At 41.6% G+C, this 15,519-nt stretch carries 19 protein-coding genes; 10 read left to right on the top strand and 9 right to left on the bottom strand.

All coding sequences use genetic code 11. From position 1 onward, the window contains the following. Positions 1-7: 7 nt before the first annotated feature. The 5 genes from rlmB (at position 8) to rplI (ending at position 2,355) form a co-directional block, all read left to right on the top strand. The gene (gene rlmB, locus G3341_RS17955; RefSeq protein WP_154622440.1) at positions 8-754 is read left to right on the top strand and encodes a 23S rRNA (guanosine(2251)-2'-O)-methyltransferase RlmB; all 747 of its coding nucleotides are present in this window, start codon (positions 8-10) and stop codon (positions 752-754) included. Between the two features lie 159 nt (positions 755-913). Further along, complete coding sequence (gene rpsF, locus G3341_RS17950; protein ID WP_154622441.1) at positions 914-1,309, top strand: 30S ribosomal protein S6; 396 nt, start codon at positions 914-916, stop codon at positions 1,307-1,309. 8 nt (positions 1,310-1,317) lie between these two features. Beyond that, positions 1,318-1,635 (top strand): primosomal replication protein N, encoded by a 318-nt coding sequence (priB, locus tag G3341_RS17945; RefSeq protein WP_163863218.1) that lies wholly within the window; start codon positions 1,318-1,320, stop codon positions 1,633-1,635. A gap of 4 nt (positions 1,636-1,639) precedes the next feature. Beyond that, complete coding sequence (gene rpsR / locus G3341_RS17940; protein ID WP_000135199.1) at positions 1,640-1,867, top strand: 30S ribosomal protein S18; 228 nt, start codon at positions 1,640-1,642, stop codon at positions 1,865-1,867. A 38-nt stretch (positions 1,868-1,905) separates the two neighbouring features. Then, entirely contained in the window at positions 1,906-2,355 is a 450-nt protein-coding gene (gene rplI, locus G3341_RS17935) for a 50S ribosomal protein L9 (RefSeq protein ID WP_154622442.1), read from the top strand. A 101-nt stretch (positions 2,356-2,456) separates the two neighbouring features. Here rplI and G3341_RS17930 read toward each other — a convergent pair whose 3' ends face one another. Beyond that, positions 2,457-3,107 (bottom strand): LysM-like peptidoglycan-binding domain-containing protein, encoded by a 651-nt coding sequence (locus tag G3341_RS17930; protein WP_163863215.1) that lies wholly within the window; start codon positions 3,105-3,107, stop codon positions 2,457-2,459. A 231-nt stretch (positions 3,108-3,338) separates the two neighbouring features. Here G3341_RS17930 and fklB point away from each other — a divergent pair, with 231 nt between their 5' ends. Continuing rightward, the gene (fklB, locus tag G3341_RS17925; RefSeq protein WP_154622444.1) at positions 3,339-3,959 is read left to right on the top strand and encodes an FKBP-type peptidyl-prolyl cis-trans isomerase; all 621 of its coding nucleotides are present in this window, start codon (positions 3,339-3,341) and stop codon (positions 3,957-3,959) included. Positions 3,960-4,054: 95 nt separating this feature from the next. Here fklB and G3341_RS17920 read toward each other — a convergent pair whose 3' ends face one another. Beyond that, positions 4,055-5,023: a hypothetical protein gene (locus G3341_RS17920; protein ID WP_154635666.1), complete on the bottom strand. Its 969-nt coding sequence runs from the start codon at positions 5,021-5,023 to the stop codon at positions 4,055-4,057. Between the two features lie 571 nt (positions 5,024-5,594). On the opposite strand from G3341_RS17920, the gene cysQ reads away from it, so the two are divergent. Beyond that, complete coding sequence (gene cysQ, locus G3341_RS17915) at positions 5,595-6,335, top strand: 3'(2'),5'-bisphosphate nucleotidase CysQ (RefSeq protein WP_154623673.1); 741 nt, start codon at positions 5,595-5,597, stop codon at positions 6,333-6,335. A gap of 53 nt (positions 6,336-6,388) precedes the next feature. Here the strand turns inward: cysQ and mqo are convergent, their stop codons facing one another. The 4 genes from mqo to G3341_RS17895 form a co-directional block, all read right to left on the bottom strand. Then, positions 6,389-7,882, bottom strand: coding sequence for a malate dehydrogenase (quinone) (gene mqo, locus G3341_RS17910; protein WP_154623672.1), 1,494 nt, complete (start codon positions 7,880-7,882; stop codon positions 6,389-6,391). A gap of 9 nt (positions 7,883-7,891) precedes the next feature. Further along, positions 7,892-8,281 (bottom strand): hypothetical protein, encoded by a 390-nt coding sequence (locus tag G3341_RS17905; protein ID WP_154623671.1) that lies wholly within the window; start codon positions 8,279-8,281, stop codon positions 7,892-7,894. Positions 8,282-8,700: 419 nt separating this feature from the next. Then, positions 8,701-9,291: an NUDIX domain-containing protein gene (locus G3341_RS17900; protein ID WP_163863213.1), complete on the bottom strand. Its 591-nt coding sequence runs from the start codon at positions 9,289-9,291 to the stop codon at positions 8,701-8,703. Positions 9,292-9,437: 146 nt separating this feature from the next. Next, the gene (locus tag G3341_RS17895; RefSeq protein ID WP_154624524.1) at positions 9,438-9,842 is read right to left on the bottom strand and encodes a YgiW/YdeI family stress tolerance OB fold protein; all 405 of its coding nucleotides are present in this window, start codon (positions 9,840-9,842) and stop codon (positions 9,438-9,440) included. 178 nt (positions 9,843-10,020) lie between these two features. On the opposite strand from G3341_RS17895, the gene qseB reads away from it, so the two are divergent. Next, complete coding sequence (gene qseB, locus G3341_RS17890) at positions 10,021-10,683, top strand: quorum sensing response regulator transcription factor QseB (protein WP_154624525.1); 663 nt, start codon at positions 10,021-10,023, stop codon at positions 10,681-10,683. Next, positions 10,680-12,029: a quorum sensing histidine kinase QseC gene (qseC, locus tag G3341_RS17885; RefSeq protein WP_163863211.1), complete on the top strand. Its 1,350-nt coding sequence runs from the start codon at positions 10,680-10,682 to the stop codon at positions 12,027-12,029. The genes qseB and qseC overlap by 4 nt, the downstream gene beginning before the upstream one ends. A gap of 167 nt (positions 12,030-12,196) precedes the next feature. Here qseC and G3341_RS17880 read toward each other — a convergent pair whose 3' ends face one another. After that, on the bottom strand, positions 12,197-12,757 hold the full coding sequence (locus tag G3341_RS17880; RefSeq protein WP_163863209.1) for a YtfJ family protein: 561 nt from the start codon (positions 12,755-12,757) through the stop codon (positions 12,197-12,199). A 303-nt stretch (positions 12,758-13,060) separates the two neighbouring features. Here G3341_RS17880 and G3341_RS17875 point away from each other — a divergent pair, with 303 nt between their 5' ends. After that, positions 13,061-13,267, top strand: coding sequence for a DUF1107 domain-containing protein (locus G3341_RS17875; protein WP_014657315.1), 207 nt, complete (start codon positions 13,061-13,063; stop codon positions 13,265-13,267). A gap of 91 nt (positions 13,268-13,358) precedes the next feature. Here G3341_RS17875 and G3341_RS17870 read toward each other — a convergent pair whose 3' ends face one another. Continuing rightward, positions 13,359-14,726, bottom strand: coding sequence for a hemolysin family protein (locus G3341_RS17870; protein WP_154624528.1), 1,368 nt, complete (start codon positions 14,724-14,726; stop codon positions 13,359-13,361). Between the two features lie 148 nt (positions 14,727-14,874). Continuing rightward, positions 14,875-15,516 carry a peptide-methionine (S)-S-oxide reductase MsrA gene (gene msrA, locus G3341_RS17865; protein ID WP_163863207.1) on the bottom strand — a complete coding sequence of 214 codons (642 nt, stop codon included), beginning with the start codon at positions 15,514-15,516 and terminating at the stop codon, positions 14,875-14,877. Between the last annotated feature and the right edge of the window lie 3 nt (positions 15,517-15,519).

Raw genomic sequence — 15,519 nt, 5'->3', positions numbered from 1 at the left:
GAGATTTATGAGCGAAATTATTTACGGCATTCATGCGGTGAAAGCCCTACTTGATCGTGATGCATCACGACTCAAAGAAGTCTATATTTTAAAAGGGCGCGAAGATCGCCGTCTGATGCCGATTATTCATGAAATCGAAGCGCTTGGCATTGTGGTGCAAGTCGCGAATCGTCAATGGATGGATGCACAAACAGAAGGTGCGGTACACCAAGGCATCATTGCAAAAGTATTGCCGGGTAAGCAGTATCAAGAAGGGGATTTGCCTGATTTTCTTGAAAATACAGAAACCCCTTTCCTATTGGTGTTAGATGGCGTTACAGACCCTCATAACTTAGGGGCATGTTTGCGTAGCGCAGATGCAGCGGGCGTTCATGCAGTGATTGTGCCGAAAGATAAATCAGCACAACTTAATGCAACCGCGAAAAAAGTTGCTTGTGGCGCAGCGGAAAGCGTTCCTTTGATTCGCGTGACTAATTTAGCGAGAACGTTGCGTTTATTGAAAGAGTACAATGTCTGGATTGTGGGTACCGCGGGTGAAGCCGACCACACCTTGTATCAAAGTAAATTAACTGGGGCAATGGCACTCGTGATGGGAGCTGAAGGGGAAGGCATGCGCCGTTTAACCCGTGAGCACTGTGATGAGTTGATCAGCATCCCAATGGCGGGAACGGTTTCTTCATTAAATGTTTCTGTTGCAACAGGTATTTGCCTGTTTGAAGCTGTGCGTCAACGTACTGATAAGTCACCCGAATAATAAATATTCAGTGATATTTGTCGCCATCTCTTGAGTTTTCTCTCGGGGATGGGTATAGTGACGCGTCAATTTTTTAGCCGCACTCAACAAGTTCCTTGCCTCCGCGGGCCGCGGTTAACCCTGACAGGAGGCTGAATAATCCGTAAGGAGCAACTACTAATGCGTCATTACGAAATCGTTTTTATGGTCCATCCTGACCAAAGCGAACAGGTTCCGGGTATGATCGAGCGTTACAGTGCTGTAATCACTAACGCACAAGGTCAGATCCACCGTCTGGAAGACTGGGGCCGTCGTCAACTGGCTTACCCAATCAATAAACTGCACAAAGCTCACTATGTTCTGTTGAACGTAGAAGCTCCACAGGAAGCGATTGATGAGCTGGAAACTAACTTCCGCTTCAACGATGCCGTTATCCGCAGCATGGTTATGCGCTTAAAACACGCAGTAACAGAAGCTTCTCCAATGGTTAAAGCTAAAGACGAACGTCGTAGCCGTGACCTGGCTGATGAATATCAGGATGAAGAAGCTGAAGAAGCTGGGGATTCTGAAGAGTAATTGCGCAGGTGTTCACTAATCGTTTGGTGCTCACAGGCACAGTCTGTAAAGCATTGATTCGAAAAGTGAGTCCGTCGGGTATCCCTCACTGCCAGTTTGTTTTAGAACATCGTTCACAACAACAGGAAGCAGGATTAACCCGACAAGCATGGTGCAGAATGCCCATAATTGTTAGCGGACAAACCTTACAAGCCCATACTCACAGTATAACGGTCGGCAGTCGAATTACAGTCACTGGTTTTATTAGTACCCATCAAGGGCGCAATGGATTAAGTAAACTGGTTCTTCATGCCGAGCAGATTGATTTGATAGATTCTGGAGACTAGCCATATGGCACGTTATTTCCGTCGTCGCAAGTTCTGCCGTTTCACAGCGGAAGGCGTTCAAGAGATCGACTATAAAGATATCGCAACGCTGAAAAACTACATCACTGAAAGTGGTAAAATTGTACCAAGCCGTATCACCGGTACTCGTGCAAAATATCAGCGTCAGCTCGCTCGTGCTATCAAGCGCGCTCGCTACCTGTCTCTGTTGCCATATACTGATCGTCATCAGTAATTGGTACAGTCCATTAACGACTTTAAGAGGATAAGGTAATGCAAGTTATTCTGCTTGATAAAGTAGCTAACCTAGGTAGCCTGGGTGATCAGGTTAACGTTAAATCGGGCTATGCTCGTAACTACTTAGTTCCACAGGGCAAAGCTGTTCCTGCAACTAAGAAAAACATCGAATTCTTCGAAGCTCGCCGCGCTGAACTGGAAGCTAAATTAGCTGACGTTCTGGCAGCAGCTCAGGCTCGTGCAGCAGCTGTTACTGCGCTGGGTTCTGTTACTCTAGCTTCTAAAGCGGGTGACGAAGGTAAACTGTTTGGTTCTATCGGTACTCGTGACATCGCTGATGCAGTAACTGCTGCTGGCGTTGCAATCGCGAAAAGCGAAGTTCGCCTACCAAATGGCGTTCTGCGTACTACTGGTGACCACGAAGTTCACTTCCAGTTACACAGCGATGTTTTTGCTGAGCTGAACGTTATCATCGTTGCTGAGTAATCAAAAATGATGGTAGTGCCATCGGTTTTCCGATAGCACAAAAAAAACACCGGCTAGTCCGGTGTTTTTTATTGCCTGTAATCGCGCTTGTTCAAGTCAAACTACGGTGTTCGGTAGTAACTACCATCACTTAGACGCGCAAAGCTAAATGTTTTACCTTCAGCGGTCGTAATCTCCAATAGCTGTACTTCCCCTTTTGCATTTGCCTTCAAACGTATTTTCTGACCCTGCCGTAAACTACTGAGAGGTTTTTCCGCTCCCTCAACACGGGCCATAACAAATGCATCATTGGCTTGCAGGTGGTTATCACGAAACAGTTGTGCCAATGTTTTGCCCTTTTGTATCTGATAGTTTTGCCATTCATTGGTTGTAGGGCGAGTTGCAGGCTGTTGTGTCTGCTTTGGTGGTGTGGTGGTCGTTGGTGGTGTGGTGGTCGTTGGTGGTGTGGTGGTCGTTGGTGGTGATGTAACCTCAGGTGGAGTCTGCTCCACTGGCGGTTCTTGGATGATCTCTGGTTCAGCAGGCACGCCTGCGGGCGCACCTTCCGTTTGACCGTTATCTATTGGTTCTTCTGATGGTGTGGGAGTCACTATCTCGGGAGTCGTTGGTGGCGGTACAACAATAGGCTGTGGCTGACTTTGAGGTGTTTTATTACCTTGGTTTTCATCACCAGTAGGCCAGAAAAGGGCTGCAATAACGATAATCGCTAAGATAGTGATACCAATGCGATGAAATCTTGAAAATTTAAGCATGACTCCTCCTTGATTGAGGAACGAACGGTGACGAACTAAATTCATTTGTGATGATAGGAATAGTAGCACTGATTTTTAGTAATTTGATTACCCTAGGTTATTTTTCAGAGAACACTGAGCTGAATCATACAAAATAGCTTACTTTTAACGCACAGAGGTATGGTTTAGGTTTACCCATAAGGTAGGGGCTGTTATTCTTGCTTTTTTATCAAAAACCATACAGGTATTTTCATGGCAAACCCAAATTTTGATTCAGTAGAAGCTCAAGCAAGCTATGGTATTGGCTTACAAATCGGTCAGCAATTATTAGAGTCTGGTTTAGAAGGCCTAGAACCTGCTGCTATTTTAGCAGGCCTCACTGATGCGTTAGAAGGTAATATGCCTTCAGTTCCTGTTGAAGCACTTCATAAAGCGCTACGTGAAATTCATGAGCGTGCAGATGCAGTCCGTGCTTCTCGCCAAGAAGCCATGGCGGCTGAAGGTCGTGCATTCCTTGAAGAAAACCAAAAGCGTGAAGGTGTATCAACCACTGATTCTGGTTTGCAATTCTCTGTGATTAACCAAGGTGAAGGTGCGATCCCTGCACGTACTGACCGTGTTCGCGTCCATTATACAGGTCGTCTCATTGACGGTACTGTTTTTGATAGCTCAGTTCAACGTGGCCAACCCGCAGAATTCCCTGTGAGTGGCGTTATCCAAGGTTGGATAGAGGCTCTGACTCTGATGCCTGTCGGTTCTAAGTGGGAACTGTACATCCCTTCTGAGCTGGCTTATGGTGAGCGTGGTGCAGGCGCATCTATCCCGCCATTCAGTACGCTAGTCTTTGAAGTCGAATTACTCGAAATTCTGTAATCTTGGCGGTCAGTATAACTGACTAAGCCAATATCAGGGCGTTGCAGGCCTGCCTTTTTATGATGAAGGCAAGGTCGCAAAGCCCTTTTTATGTTTTAAGCTGTAGGTGTTATTGAAGGGGAATCTTTTTTAGTTCTAAACACCCGTTTATTTACAAGACGTGCAATGATAATAAAAATTACAAAACCAACGATGACAAATAACTCATCTAAAGTGGTGATTTGTTGAGAGACCTCTATTGATAAATACAGTAAGAAAGCTAATAGGCTCATTATTGCCAGTAGTATGATGGTATTAATGAACGAAAGAAGCATTAAACGTTTTATCTTGAGTTGATTTCCTTGGAAAGGAATTGACCTATATATACTTAAAAGCAATATAACGATAGCAGCGGCTGTTGCAGGAAATAACATGTCAGATGCTTGGTAACTCAGAAGCAAAAAAATTTTTAATATCAGTTGATTTTCCTTGAGTAACGCAATGCAATATATCGTGAGAGAGGCGATAACAAGCGTAAAACATAGCATGGTTATGGTATAGAGTGCATTGTAAATTAACCCATGATTTTTTTCTGTTAATACGAAATCATGACGGGCTTTTTTACAAAAAAATATTCTTGGTATAAATAGTAAAATAAGTATCAAGACGTTGATAATGTTAAATATAATGGAAAAGCTATAGGTATATATTAAGCTAGGGCGATGATATAACTGTACCTCTCCAAACATCTTATGCATGGCTATCTCATTTACGTATTGCGTAAATTTGAGAATAAAAAAGTAGACGATGGCAATACCCGCAACAATAAGGATATTTTTAAGGTTAGCTTGGTTCAATTTGGTGTAGTAAAAGATAAGGCAAGTGGAAAATAGGAAGATAAAAATCTTAATGAACCACTCTACCCTTAGGCTATATATAATCGCATTTAAATAATGAGGCGGTACGTATAATAATGGTTGAATTGTCACGCTATAAAACCAAAAGTACTCCGTGAGGATCCAAACACTCACAAATATGGCGGGTAATCTAAAAAAAGAGAGCTTGGCTGTATTTGATTGACTCATTTTTATTCCTAAATTTTAGAGAATCACATCATTGATAGTGGTGATATATAAATAGCAGGTTAGATTCCTATTCAAAAATGCGATTAAGCTTATTGTCATTTTTACTTATTGTTCTGTATAGCATTAAATCATAATGCGTTGTTGCAACTCGAGAATGGGGTATAAAGTTTGCTACCTTAATGTTGTCATCGAGCCTAAATATAGGCATTTTTCTTAGCGGCATTAGCGCTAAAAACCTAAAGTCACTTCTTATATATTCACAATCTATAATTGCCTTTCTTTAAAAGAAGCTCACCGCTCTCTCTTATTTGTTTCTTATGGATACAAAACAATGGATTAAACAATATTACTATTGCAAATGTCGAGTGATAAATCAAACCTAAAGCATAATATAAAGCGCTGTTTCTGATATAACGCAATATTTCCCCAAGAACACTATTCTTTTCATTAATTGAAACTACTTGGAAAGAAAATAATGTAAATTGATAAGGTAAGTGTGAACGGTTTCTGTGGTTCCAATGATCTATGGCTGTTAAGCTAAAGGTACAGAGTGATGGAAAAGAGGTGAATCATGCTAAAACAAATTTGCGAATTGGCTATCGATGCAGGCTCCGCCATTATGGCTATTTATACCAGCCAAGAGCCGTTACATATTGATCATAAAAGCGATCAATCTCCTGTGACAGAGGCTGATATTGCTGCTCATAACATTATTACTGCCGGTTTAACACGTATTGCACCCGATATTCCTCAATTATCTGAAGAAGCGCCACCGTCATGGGATGAACGTAAAAATTGGCAGCGTTATTGGTTGATTGACCCTCTGGATGGAACAAAAGAATTTATTCATCGCAATGGTGATTTTACAGTCAATATTGCGTTGATTGAAAAGGGTATACCGATTATGGGCGTTGTTTATGCGCCCGCCAAAGGGTTACTCTATTACGCTGAAGGTAATCAAGCGTGGAAAGAAGAAGGTGGGCACAAGCAACCGATTCATGTTAAAGATTCAATGCCACCTATCATAGTGATCAGCCGCTCTCATCAAGATGGTGAATTGCGCGATTATCTTGCTCAAATGGGAAGCCATGAAACGGTTGAAATTGGTTCTTCATTAAAGTTTTGTTTAGTGGCAGAAGGCAAAGCGCAACTGTACCCGCGTTTCGGGCCAACCAATATTTGGGATACGGCAGCAGGGCATGCTGTGGCAATCGCATCCGGTGCTAAGGTTTTAGATTGGAACGGTAAAACGCTAGATTACACCCCACGAGAGTCTTTTTTAAACCCTGGTTTCCGTGTAACTTTGTTCTGACTGGAAATGAGAACATGTCGGGTAAATTGGTATATTTACCCGACAAAACGCGATTAGTTATCGAGTTTGAGTACTTTTGCCGTTGCAGCGCGAATATCTAAGCAAGCTTTTGCGTCGACTTTTAAATCAATTCCATAAGTTGGAATGATCTCTTTTAAACGCGCTTCCCAGCCATCTGAATTAAGCTGATCCGCAAAGCAAGTCTTCAAGACATTCAATGCAATAAACGCAGCGGTAGAAGCACCCGGTGATGCGCCCATCAAGACAGTCAGTGACTTATCTGCGCTGGTAATCAATTCAGTACCAAATTCTAGGATACCTTTTTTATCGTGATCTGGTTTTATGATCTGAACACGTTGTCCCGCAACCACTTCTTTCCAGTCTTCACGCTGTGCTTCTGGGTAGAATTGTTGCAGCATAGCAAATTGGTGGGCTGAAGTTTGGAGCACTTGCCCAACTAAGTACTCAGCTAGCGCCCAGTTATCTTTAGCAACGGCAAGCATTGGCTCTATGTTATTTAATTTAACCGATTCAAATAAATCTAAATAAGAGCCGTGTTTGAGGAATTTGCTAGAAAATCCAGCATAAGGACCAAACAATAATGAGCGTTTACCATCAATGATACGTGTATCTAAGTGTGGAACGGACATAGGTGGGGAGCCTTTGTCTGCTTTGCCATACACTTTTGCATGATGGCGAGCTGCAATTTCTTCATTATCACAACGTAGCCAGATACCGCTAACAGGGAAGCCACCATAGCCTTTACCTTCAGGAATACCTGATTTTTGGAGTAATTCGATAGCTCGTCCGCCTGCACCGATAAAGACAAATTTAGCAGTCGTAATGGTTTTTTCATGAGTGAGCAGGTTTTTGACTTCGATATTCCATCTGCCGTCAGCGGCTCTTTTAATATCGATAACTTCATGTTTGTAGTGAACAGCAAAACCTGACTGCTGGCTCAATTGTTCCATTAATAGATGCGTCAGCGCGCCGTAATCCACATCGGCACCGGTTGCAACCCGTGTCATCGCGATGGTTTCTTTTGGATCACGGCCTTCCATGATCAGTGGTGCCCACTCATTGATCTTTTGCGGATCCTCAGTGTATTCCATGTTCTGATAACAGTGGTGAGCTGACATCTGGGTATAGCGCTGTTTCAAAAACTTGACGTTATCTTCACCCCAAACAAAGCTCATATGTGGGCAAGGATGGATGAAATCACGGGGATCTTTGATTTTGCCTTTCGTGACTAAGTAAGACCAGAGTTGGCGAGACAGATCAAACTCGGTATTCACTTCAAGGGCTTTACTGATATCAACCGTGCCATCTGGATTCGGTGGCGTATAGTTCATTTCACAGTTTGCAGCATGACCTGTACCGGCGTTGTTCCAAGGATGAGAACTTTCTTGCGCACAGTCATTCAGTCTTTCAAAAACCGCAATATTCAGTGATGGTTCAAGTTCTTTTAAAAAAGTGCCGAGGGTAGTACTCATGATACCTGCACCGATGAGCGCGATATCTACTTGTTCTGAAATAGGCTTACTCATTAAAAACTCCTAAGACTTAGAGGGTTTAAAACACAGCTCAGTGCCTTCTTGATAGACAACATACGCGCGACGCCATGGTTCATCGCCGATTAAACGCCATTTATGGCCGGTTCCCGTGTTATCTTGGGCGAGTAAAATATCACCCGGTTTAATAATAAACGTTGAACCATCTTTGGTTTCAAACTCTAAAGTACCAGTAAGTGTGATGACATAACGTGGAACAGGATCTTTGTGCCAATCCCATGACCCGCCTGAAGAGGTTTCGCGGAAGGATAATTCACTAACGGCAATAGCAGGAGTTTCGCTATCTCCTCTCGCTTCTCCACTTAATTCAATCGTGCCTTCTTCAAACAGAGAATTACCATCTTCACCGGTCCACATACGAACACAACGTATCATATTATTAACCTCTTAAGTTTTGTATGGATGAACAAACAAGCTAATAGGTAAACATGAAGCACTTTTAACAAAAGATATTGTCAAATAGTCATATTAAGATAACTCTAAATAAGTGTACTTTTAGAATAAATATTCTATTCAACTATTGTATCCTATTCTATTTAAAATAAATACTGTAGGAATTGGTAGGATGTTTTCCGATGATATTTATTTGAATGACAAAAAATAAAATAAATGGTGACGTAACTTATTGATAATAAATAAACTATTTATTTTGTTTATTATGGGTCAAACAACACATCAATAAATAGAAAATTAACGTAATAAATAAAAAAATATAAATAGAAATAAACACGATTTAATTTTCCTTCCTAATTCTAATCAAGAAGGAAAATAGAATAATATAAATAGCATTATTTTTAATGAGTTAAAATATTATTTAAGGCAAGATGCTGAATAAGCATGATGGTTTTACCATCGACAATTTCGCCCGTTTTTATGGCGGCCAATGCTTTAGGAAATGGCCACTCTAATACCTCAATATCTTCACCTTCTTCAGCAAGGCCACCACCTGAGCTAATTCGATCTTGGTCATGATATTCTGCGATATAAAAATACAGTTTTTCAGTTACAGAGCCTGGGCTCATATAAGCTTCAAAAATTTTTTCAATTTTTTCAATACGAAATCCGGTTTCTTCTTCCGCTTCAGCACGTATACGTTGTTCTGGTGAGGCGTTATCCAGTAATCCAGCGGCGGCTTCGATGAGTAAATGCTGGTATCCATTAATATATAAAGGAAAACGAAACTGGCGGATCAGTACAATCGTATTTTTCACTCGATTGTATAGCAAAATCACCGCACCATTTCCTCTATCATAGGATTCGCGGGTTTGTTGTTGCCAACTGCCATCACGGCGCTGAAGTTCATAAGTGTATTTCTTCAGTGTATACCAATTATCAGAGAGCAAAGTTTCTTGAATATTACGAACTTGAGGGATTTTAGTCGACATGATATGACCTTCGTAATGATGATAGCTGTTAATCTAGCATTGTCATCAATATCTCGAAATAGGAAATCATGCTAGTTGCACCCTATTGAAGGGAATAAAGGATAGATAAGGCAGCTTGGATGCCAAGCCACCTTATCAAATCAACGTTATTTAATCAGTTGGATCTGTTTCACTTCCACTTCTCGTGAGTTCCAATCTTTGTCAATTTTACCGCGGATCTCCACTTTATCTTTTGGCGTTACGTTAAGGCCATTCCATCTTTTTGGACTAATTTCAAGATTGATGGTGCCTGTACCATCGGTAAATTCATAATGTTTCTGATCCAACTGTTTAACGATATTACCACGCAGAATTACCCAGCTATCATCAGAGAGATCTAATGCTTTAGCGACAGTGGTTTCGCCACTACTTGGTCCCGTGAAACCACCTGATTGGGAAGTTTGAGCGGTGGTATTTTGGGTTGCACCTGGTCCATCAAAGCCACCATTTACAGCCAGTACTGGTGCAGAAGCTAATGCCGCAATCAAGGTAATTAAAGGTAATGTTTTCATAGTGGTCCTCTCCATTTGGTTACCAAAATTTGTTTACGGGAGCTATTAAAACAAAAAATTCTTAACAGGATCTTAAGGGAATCCCATAAAAAAATATATTTTAAATTTAGCCGATAACAGCTGGTCATCGCTAAACGAATCGGATAAATATAATAATATGCTAACACAGGAGAGAAGCATGCGTATTTTGCTGATAGAAGATGACCGATTAATTGGTGATGGTTTAAAAGTGGGCTTAAGCCAGTTAGGCTTTACCATTGATTGGTTTACTGATGGAAAACAGGGGCAAGTTGCGCTACTTGATGCACCATACGATGCCGTGATCCTCGATCTTTCTCTACCGAGTTTAGACGGCATGGATATTTTGAAATATTGGCGTCAAGAAGGGCGCGATGAGCCTGTTCTCATACTGACTGCCAGAGATGCATTGGATCAGCGTGTTCAGGGGTTACAGCAAGGTGCCGATGATTATCTCTGTAAACCTTTTGCCCTCGCTGAGGTTGCCGCGCGGTTACAGGCTTTAATTCGTCGGCGAAGCGGGCAGTTATCACCCATACTCAAACATGGTGATGTAGAAATGGATCCTGTGGCGATGACGGTAACTTGTCATGGTAAATTTATCGAATTAAAAAGCAAAGAGTTATCCTTGTTATCGCTATTTCTACATAATCCAAATAAGGTCTTGTCCCGAACGATGATAGAGGAAAAATTATATAACTGGGATGAAGAAGTATCGAGCAATGCTGTTGAGGTGCATATTCATCATTTACGCCGCAAATTAGGATCGGGTTTTATCCGGACGGTTCATGGTGTTGGTTACCGTTTAGGTGAAGCGGTATGAAAACCTTTAGTTTACGTTTAAAGCTAACGCTGATACTGCTGTTACTTGCCTTAATGACATGGGGTATCGCGAGTTTACTCGCATGGCATCAAACCTATAAAACCATTAATGAATTATTTGATACCCAGCAAATGGTTTTCGCCAAACGCTTATCCGTATTACCTTCTGACCTTGACTTTAATAATACGTCATTAGCAAAAACGAAAAAAATCTTACGTAAAAATCGGGGCCATCAAGATGATGATGCACTGGCATTCGCTATTTTTACACCTCAAGGCGAAATGGTCCTCAACGATGGTGATAATGGGCGTAAAATTCCCTTCAGTTTTTCTCGGGAAGGTTTTACTGAAGGCAAAATTAAAGGGAGTGATGATGAATGGCGTTTTGTCTGGTTAAAGTCCTCGGAAGGGCAATATATTATTGCAGTAGGGCAAGAGTGGGAGTATCGGCAAGATCTGGCAATGGACATTATGGTTGCCCAGTTTTTGCCTTGGTTAATCGCTTTACCGACGCTGTTGATTGTATTTTTATGGTTATTAACCCGAGCATTGCGCCCCTTACATCAAGTGGCTACTCAGCTCTATCAACGGCGGCCAGATGAATTAACGTCGGTTCAGGTCGAACGCTTGCCGTCAGAAGTTAAGCCTATGTTAGATGCGCTTAACCACTTATTTGAACGGATCCAGACGATGTTTGCCCGCGAACGGCAATTTACCTCCGATGCGGCACATGAGTTACGTAGCCCATTAGCCGCCCTTAAAGTTCAGGCTGAAGTCGTGCAAATTGCAGGGCAAGACTCGGCAATCCGCGAACATGCGGTGGCCAATTTATCCGAAGGTATCGATAGAGCAACACGCCTTGTTGACCAACTCCTGACACTTTCGCGCTTAGAATCACTGTCACAACTGGACGATATTGAGCAGCTATCATGGCTTGCATTAATTCAGTCATCAATTAAAGACATTGAGTTAGAGGCTAAGGCGGCACAAGTTACCATTGATGTCAGTGTGCTCAGTGAACCATCATCATTTACAGGACAACGTTTGTTATTAGCTATCTTACTGAGAAATATACTGCATAATGCGATCCGTTATGGGAAGACGGGTGGGAAAGTTGAAATAGAATTAAATAATAATGACCTAACGATTAAGGATGATGGGGCGGGAGTTCCGCTAGAGGTGCTGAAGCGATTAGGTGAACGTTTTTATCGTCCAGCAGGGCAAGAAAAAACGGGCAGTGGATTAGGATTATCGATTGTTAAACGTATCGCTGAATTACATCATTTTAAATTAGCGTTTACGAATGGTGAAAATGGCGGTTTTTGTGTGAAAATACATTGGTCATAATGATTGGTTATTAATATATTTCAAATAATTATTCACCGTGTAAATTTAAAGGTAATACGCTTTCTTTAGAATAACGCTCTCTTGGTATGGAAATCTGTGCCTCTCGATACGATGCCATTCTCTATGTGCACGACAGCAATATTTCCGTGCACTAGAGAGGGTGAAATTTATTGTCCTAGTTCTGCTTTTATCAGGGTTATCACTTTATTAATTTCAGGTTCAGTCAGTGCCCCATCTTTGAAATACAGTACTTTTCCTTCTTTATTCAATAGGATAATCGCTGAGCTTTCAGGGGCGAGGCTCCATGCTTTTTTAACGACACCATCACTATCAACAATAAATTGTGAGTAAGGAAACTCTTTCTTGCTATCCTCAACGCTATTACTCACAAAAACACCGGTGCCGAAAATGGCATCATCGGCATTAATAATTGAGGTTGTTTGATAGGTATCATGAGGAAAGCGGGCTTTTTTGATCGCTTCAATCAGTGGTGCATTGAGTTCTTTAGCTGAAGAGCGCCCCGCAATATGTTGAATTGTCCGAACTTTTCCAGGTAGCTGTTGGCTTTTCCATTCTTGATAAGAAAATTTTCCATCAGGACTTAATTGCATTTCACCTTTATCAGTCACTGAAACAGGGGGAACGGATTGGTTAAGTTGGATTTGGCTTGCCAAGGCGGTAGAGGAGAGGGTTAGTAGGCAAGCAAATAAAAAACTCTTCTTAATCATTATATTACCTCTTTTGTTATATTTTGATGCATCAACGAGAAATGAACCATCACAAAAATGTGTTGTGCTTACAGTTATAGCATAGCTCATCCGATGAGTTGTGAAACCAAAATTAACATTTTTGCAAAATTTAGCATAACTACAAAGTTTTTGAGGTTATTGACAGAATGTTTGTAGTGTCATTTTCTGTAAATGAATTGAATAAAACTGCAATAATCGAACCAAAGTAAATATTCCTGGTCTATTATTAACGAGCGGTATGAGTGAAGAGTATCGTAAGACAAAAGGAAAGGAAAAGTTCTAATGAAAATATTTAACCGTTATAACCCATCCAAAATTGCACTCTACGTTAAAACGCTATTCCGTGGTCGTATCTACATCAAAGGCTTTGGGGCTTTTGAGTTTAATTATGGCAAAATCTTACCACCAAAGGTGGGCGACAAGCGCCACTACAATGTGATGAGTGAGGTGAACAAACAAGTATTGGTACTACAGTCTGAGTTGGGGTAGTTGCTGTTAGCCTAAATAGCAAATTGCTATTGAGCTAAAAACAGCGCCACATAGAGTGGCGCGTTAAGCGAAACGGCTTCGCTGTAAAGCATTAATGCTTAGTTTGTTGTGTTGGTTGTTCTGCGTTAGCCGTTTCCACGTTACTTTTTCCTGCTTGAACCACGACGGCTGCTGGCGGTGTTGTGACTCGGGTAACAAGTAATTGATCGATCTTGTAGTTATCAATATCAACCACTTCAAATTTATACCCCGCATATTTGACATAATCAGTACGCTTTGGCATTTTTCTTAAGCGATACATCATAAAACCAGCAATGGTCTCATAGTTGCTAACGTCAGGAAATTCATCAATATCCAAAATACGTTGCACATCTTCAATAGGGGTTCCGCCTTCAACTAACCATGAGTTTTCATCTCGTGAGATGATCTGCTCTTCTTGGCCTGGCCCGATAAGATCCCCCATTAACGTGATCATCACATCATTAATTGTGATCAGCCCCATAACGAGAGCGTATTCATTGAGGATCACCGCAAAGTCAACGCCATTAGCTTTAAAGGCCTCAAGAGTGTCAGACAAAGAGAGCGTATCAGGGATCATTAAGGCATTTTGAATATGAACACCATCTTGTAAATTAAGACTTTGGCCATTCAATACACGGTTTAATAGGACCTTCGAGTCAACATAACCAATGACATGATCAATATCACCGCTACACACTAAAAATTTGGAGTGTGGCTCGGTTGAAATTTTGTGTTTGATGCTCTCTTCGGATTCATCTTTATCAAAGTAAATAATACTTTCACGCGGGGTCATTGCCGATGGAACCGTGCGAGATTCCAGTTCAAAGACATTTTCAATCAACTCATGCTCTTGTTTACGCAATACGCCAGCAACAGCACCTGCTTCAACAACAGCAAAAATATCATCTGAAGTGATATCTTCATTACGCGCAGTGGGTAACTTGAAAATTTTGAAAATCAAGTTAGCAAGGCCATTGAAGAACCAAACCAGTGGGCTGAGTAGGGTTAAACACAAACGCATTGGGTTAACAATCCGTACAGCGATAGCTTCGGGTTTTACCATTCCAATACGTTTAGGGGTTAAGTCTGCCACTAAAATAAATAGGCTGGTGACAATGGTAAATGACAGAATAGATGCAGTTTGTTGTGCCCACTCGGGAGAAAGGAAATTAATAAAAATGTCTTGTAATGCAGGTGAAAAGGCAGATTCACCGACAATCCCCGCCAAGATGGCGACCGCATTTAGGCCGATTTGAACCACAGTAAAAAACATACCGGGCATTTCCTGTAATTTCAGGACTCGTGCCGCATTAATGTTGCCCTCATCGGCCATTAACTTGAGTTTGATACGACGAGAAGCTGCCAGTGAAATTTCTGACAACGAAAAAAATGCGCTAATTGCACATAATAAAAGAACGATCAGTAAACTATTAAGCATAAATTATCCAAATATTACCTTCAGGAACCTCTGACCCTTTATGGAGGATCCCCTGAAGGCAACTCTTTCTACTACAGAGATAAAATAGCGCGGAGGTGCGCAAAATTGGGTTAGTGACGTTATTATAGCATTAGGTTAAATTTTCTGCCTAGTTTATGTTCTGTGGCGGTAAACAAATTCCAGTTCCTCCTAATCCACAATAGCCTGCTGGATTTTTATGGAGGTATTGTTGGTGGTAATCTTCCGCAAAATAAAAGGTTTCTAATGGTGCGATTTCTGTGGTGATTTGGCGAGTATCATTTTGAGCAACCATCGCTTGTTGATAAGCCGCTCGTGTCTCTTGTGCTTGCTGTAATTGTGAATCAGAAACGGTATAGAGGGCTGAACGATATTGCGTGCCAATATCACCGCCTTGACGCATGCCTTGGGCTGGATCATGGTTTTCCCAAAACAGAGTTAATAGATCAGTATAGCGGATAGTCTGTGGATCAAAGACCACTCTAACAATCTCGGTATGGCCTGTCAGTCCTGTGCAAACTTCTTCATAGGTTGGGTTTGGGGTAATCCCTCCACTATAGCCAACAGAGGTGGAATAAACGCCGGACTGCTGCCAAAACAAGCGCTCAGCGCCCCAAAAACAACCCATCGCAAAATAGGCAACTTCAGCATTCTTCGGAATATTATCAATCGAATACTGGTTCACCGCATGGTATGGTGAATGGGGAATGGCGGTTTCTCTACCGGGTAGCGCTTGCGAAATACTCACGGGTTGTAATTTATTAGAAGACATAAC

Origin of the sequence: Providencia vermicola (assembly GCF_010748935.1) — a bacterium.
GTDB classification, from domain to species: domain Bacteria; phylum Pseudomonadota; class Gammaproteobacteria; order Enterobacterales; family Enterobacteriaceae; genus Providencia; species Providencia zhejiangensis.
This window is presented reverse-complemented; position numbering and strand designations above follow the sequence as displayed.

Bases quoted from the DNA above. Each gene is read 5' to 3' on its own strand.
- rlmB (WP_154622440.1), top strand. From the start codon at position 8: ATGAGCGAAATTATTTACGGCATTCATGCGGTGAAAGCCCTACTTGAT.
- rpsF (WP_154622441.1), top strand. From the start codon at position 914: ATGCGTCATTACGAAATCGTTTTTATGGTCCATCCTGACCAAAGCGAA.
- rpsR (WP_000135199.1), top strand. From the start codon at position 1,640: ATGGCACGTTATTTCCGTCGTCGCAAGTTCTGCCGTTTCACAGCGGAA.
- rplI (WP_154622442.1), top strand. From the start codon at position 1,906: ATGCAAGTTATTCTGCTTGATAAAGTAGCTAACCTAGGTAGCCTGGGT.
- G3341_RS17930 (WP_163863215.1), bottom strand. From the start codon at position 3,107: ATGCTTAAATTTTCAAGATTTCATCGCATTGGTATCACTATCTTAGCG.
- fklB (WP_154622444.1), top strand. From the start codon at position 3,339: ATGGCAAACCCAAATTTTGATTCAGTAGAAGCTCAAGCAAGCTATGGT.
- G3341_RS17920 (WP_154635666.1), bottom strand. From the start codon at position 5,023: ATGAGTCAATCAAATACAGCCAAGCTCTCTTTTTTTAGATTACCCGCC.
- cysQ (WP_154623673.1), top strand. From the start codon at position 5,595: ATGCTAAAACAAATTTGCGAATTGGCTATCGATGCAGGCTCCGCCATT.
- mqo (WP_154623672.1), bottom strand. From the start codon at position 7,882: ATGAGTAAGCCTATTTCAGAACAAGTAGATATCGCGCTCATCGGTGCA.
- G3341_RS17905 (WP_154623671.1), bottom strand. From the start codon at position 8,281: ATGATACGTTGTGTTCGTATGTGGACCGGTGAAGATGGTAATTCTCTG.
- G3341_RS17900 (WP_163863213.1), bottom strand. From the start codon at position 9,291: ATGTCGACTAAAATCCCTCAAGTTCGTAATATTCAAGAAACTTTGCTC.
- G3341_RS17895 (WP_154624524.1), bottom strand. From the start codon at position 9,842: ATGAAAACATTACCTTTAATTACCTTGATTGCGGCATTAGCTTCTGCA.
- qseB (WP_154624525.1), top strand. From the start codon at position 10,021: ATGCGTATTTTGCTGATAGAAGATGACCGATTAATTGGTGATGGTTTA.
- qseC (WP_163863211.1), top strand. From the start codon at position 10,680: ATGAAAACCTTTAGTTTACGTTTAAAGCTAACGCTGATACTGCTGTTA.
- G3341_RS17880 (WP_163863209.1), bottom strand. From the start codon at position 12,757: ATGATTAAGAAGAGTTTTTTATTTGCTTGCCTACTAACCCTCTCCTCT.
- G3341_RS17875 (WP_014657315.1), top strand. From the start codon at position 13,061: ATGAAAATATTTAACCGTTATAACCCATCCAAAATTGCACTCTACGTT.
- G3341_RS17870 (WP_154624528.1), bottom strand. From the start codon at position 14,726: ATGCTTAATAGTTTACTGATCGTTCTTTTATTATGTGCAATTAGCGCA.
- msrA (WP_163863207.1), bottom strand. From the start codon at position 15,516: ATGTCTTCTAATAAATTACAACCCGTGAGTATTTCGCAAGCGCTACCC.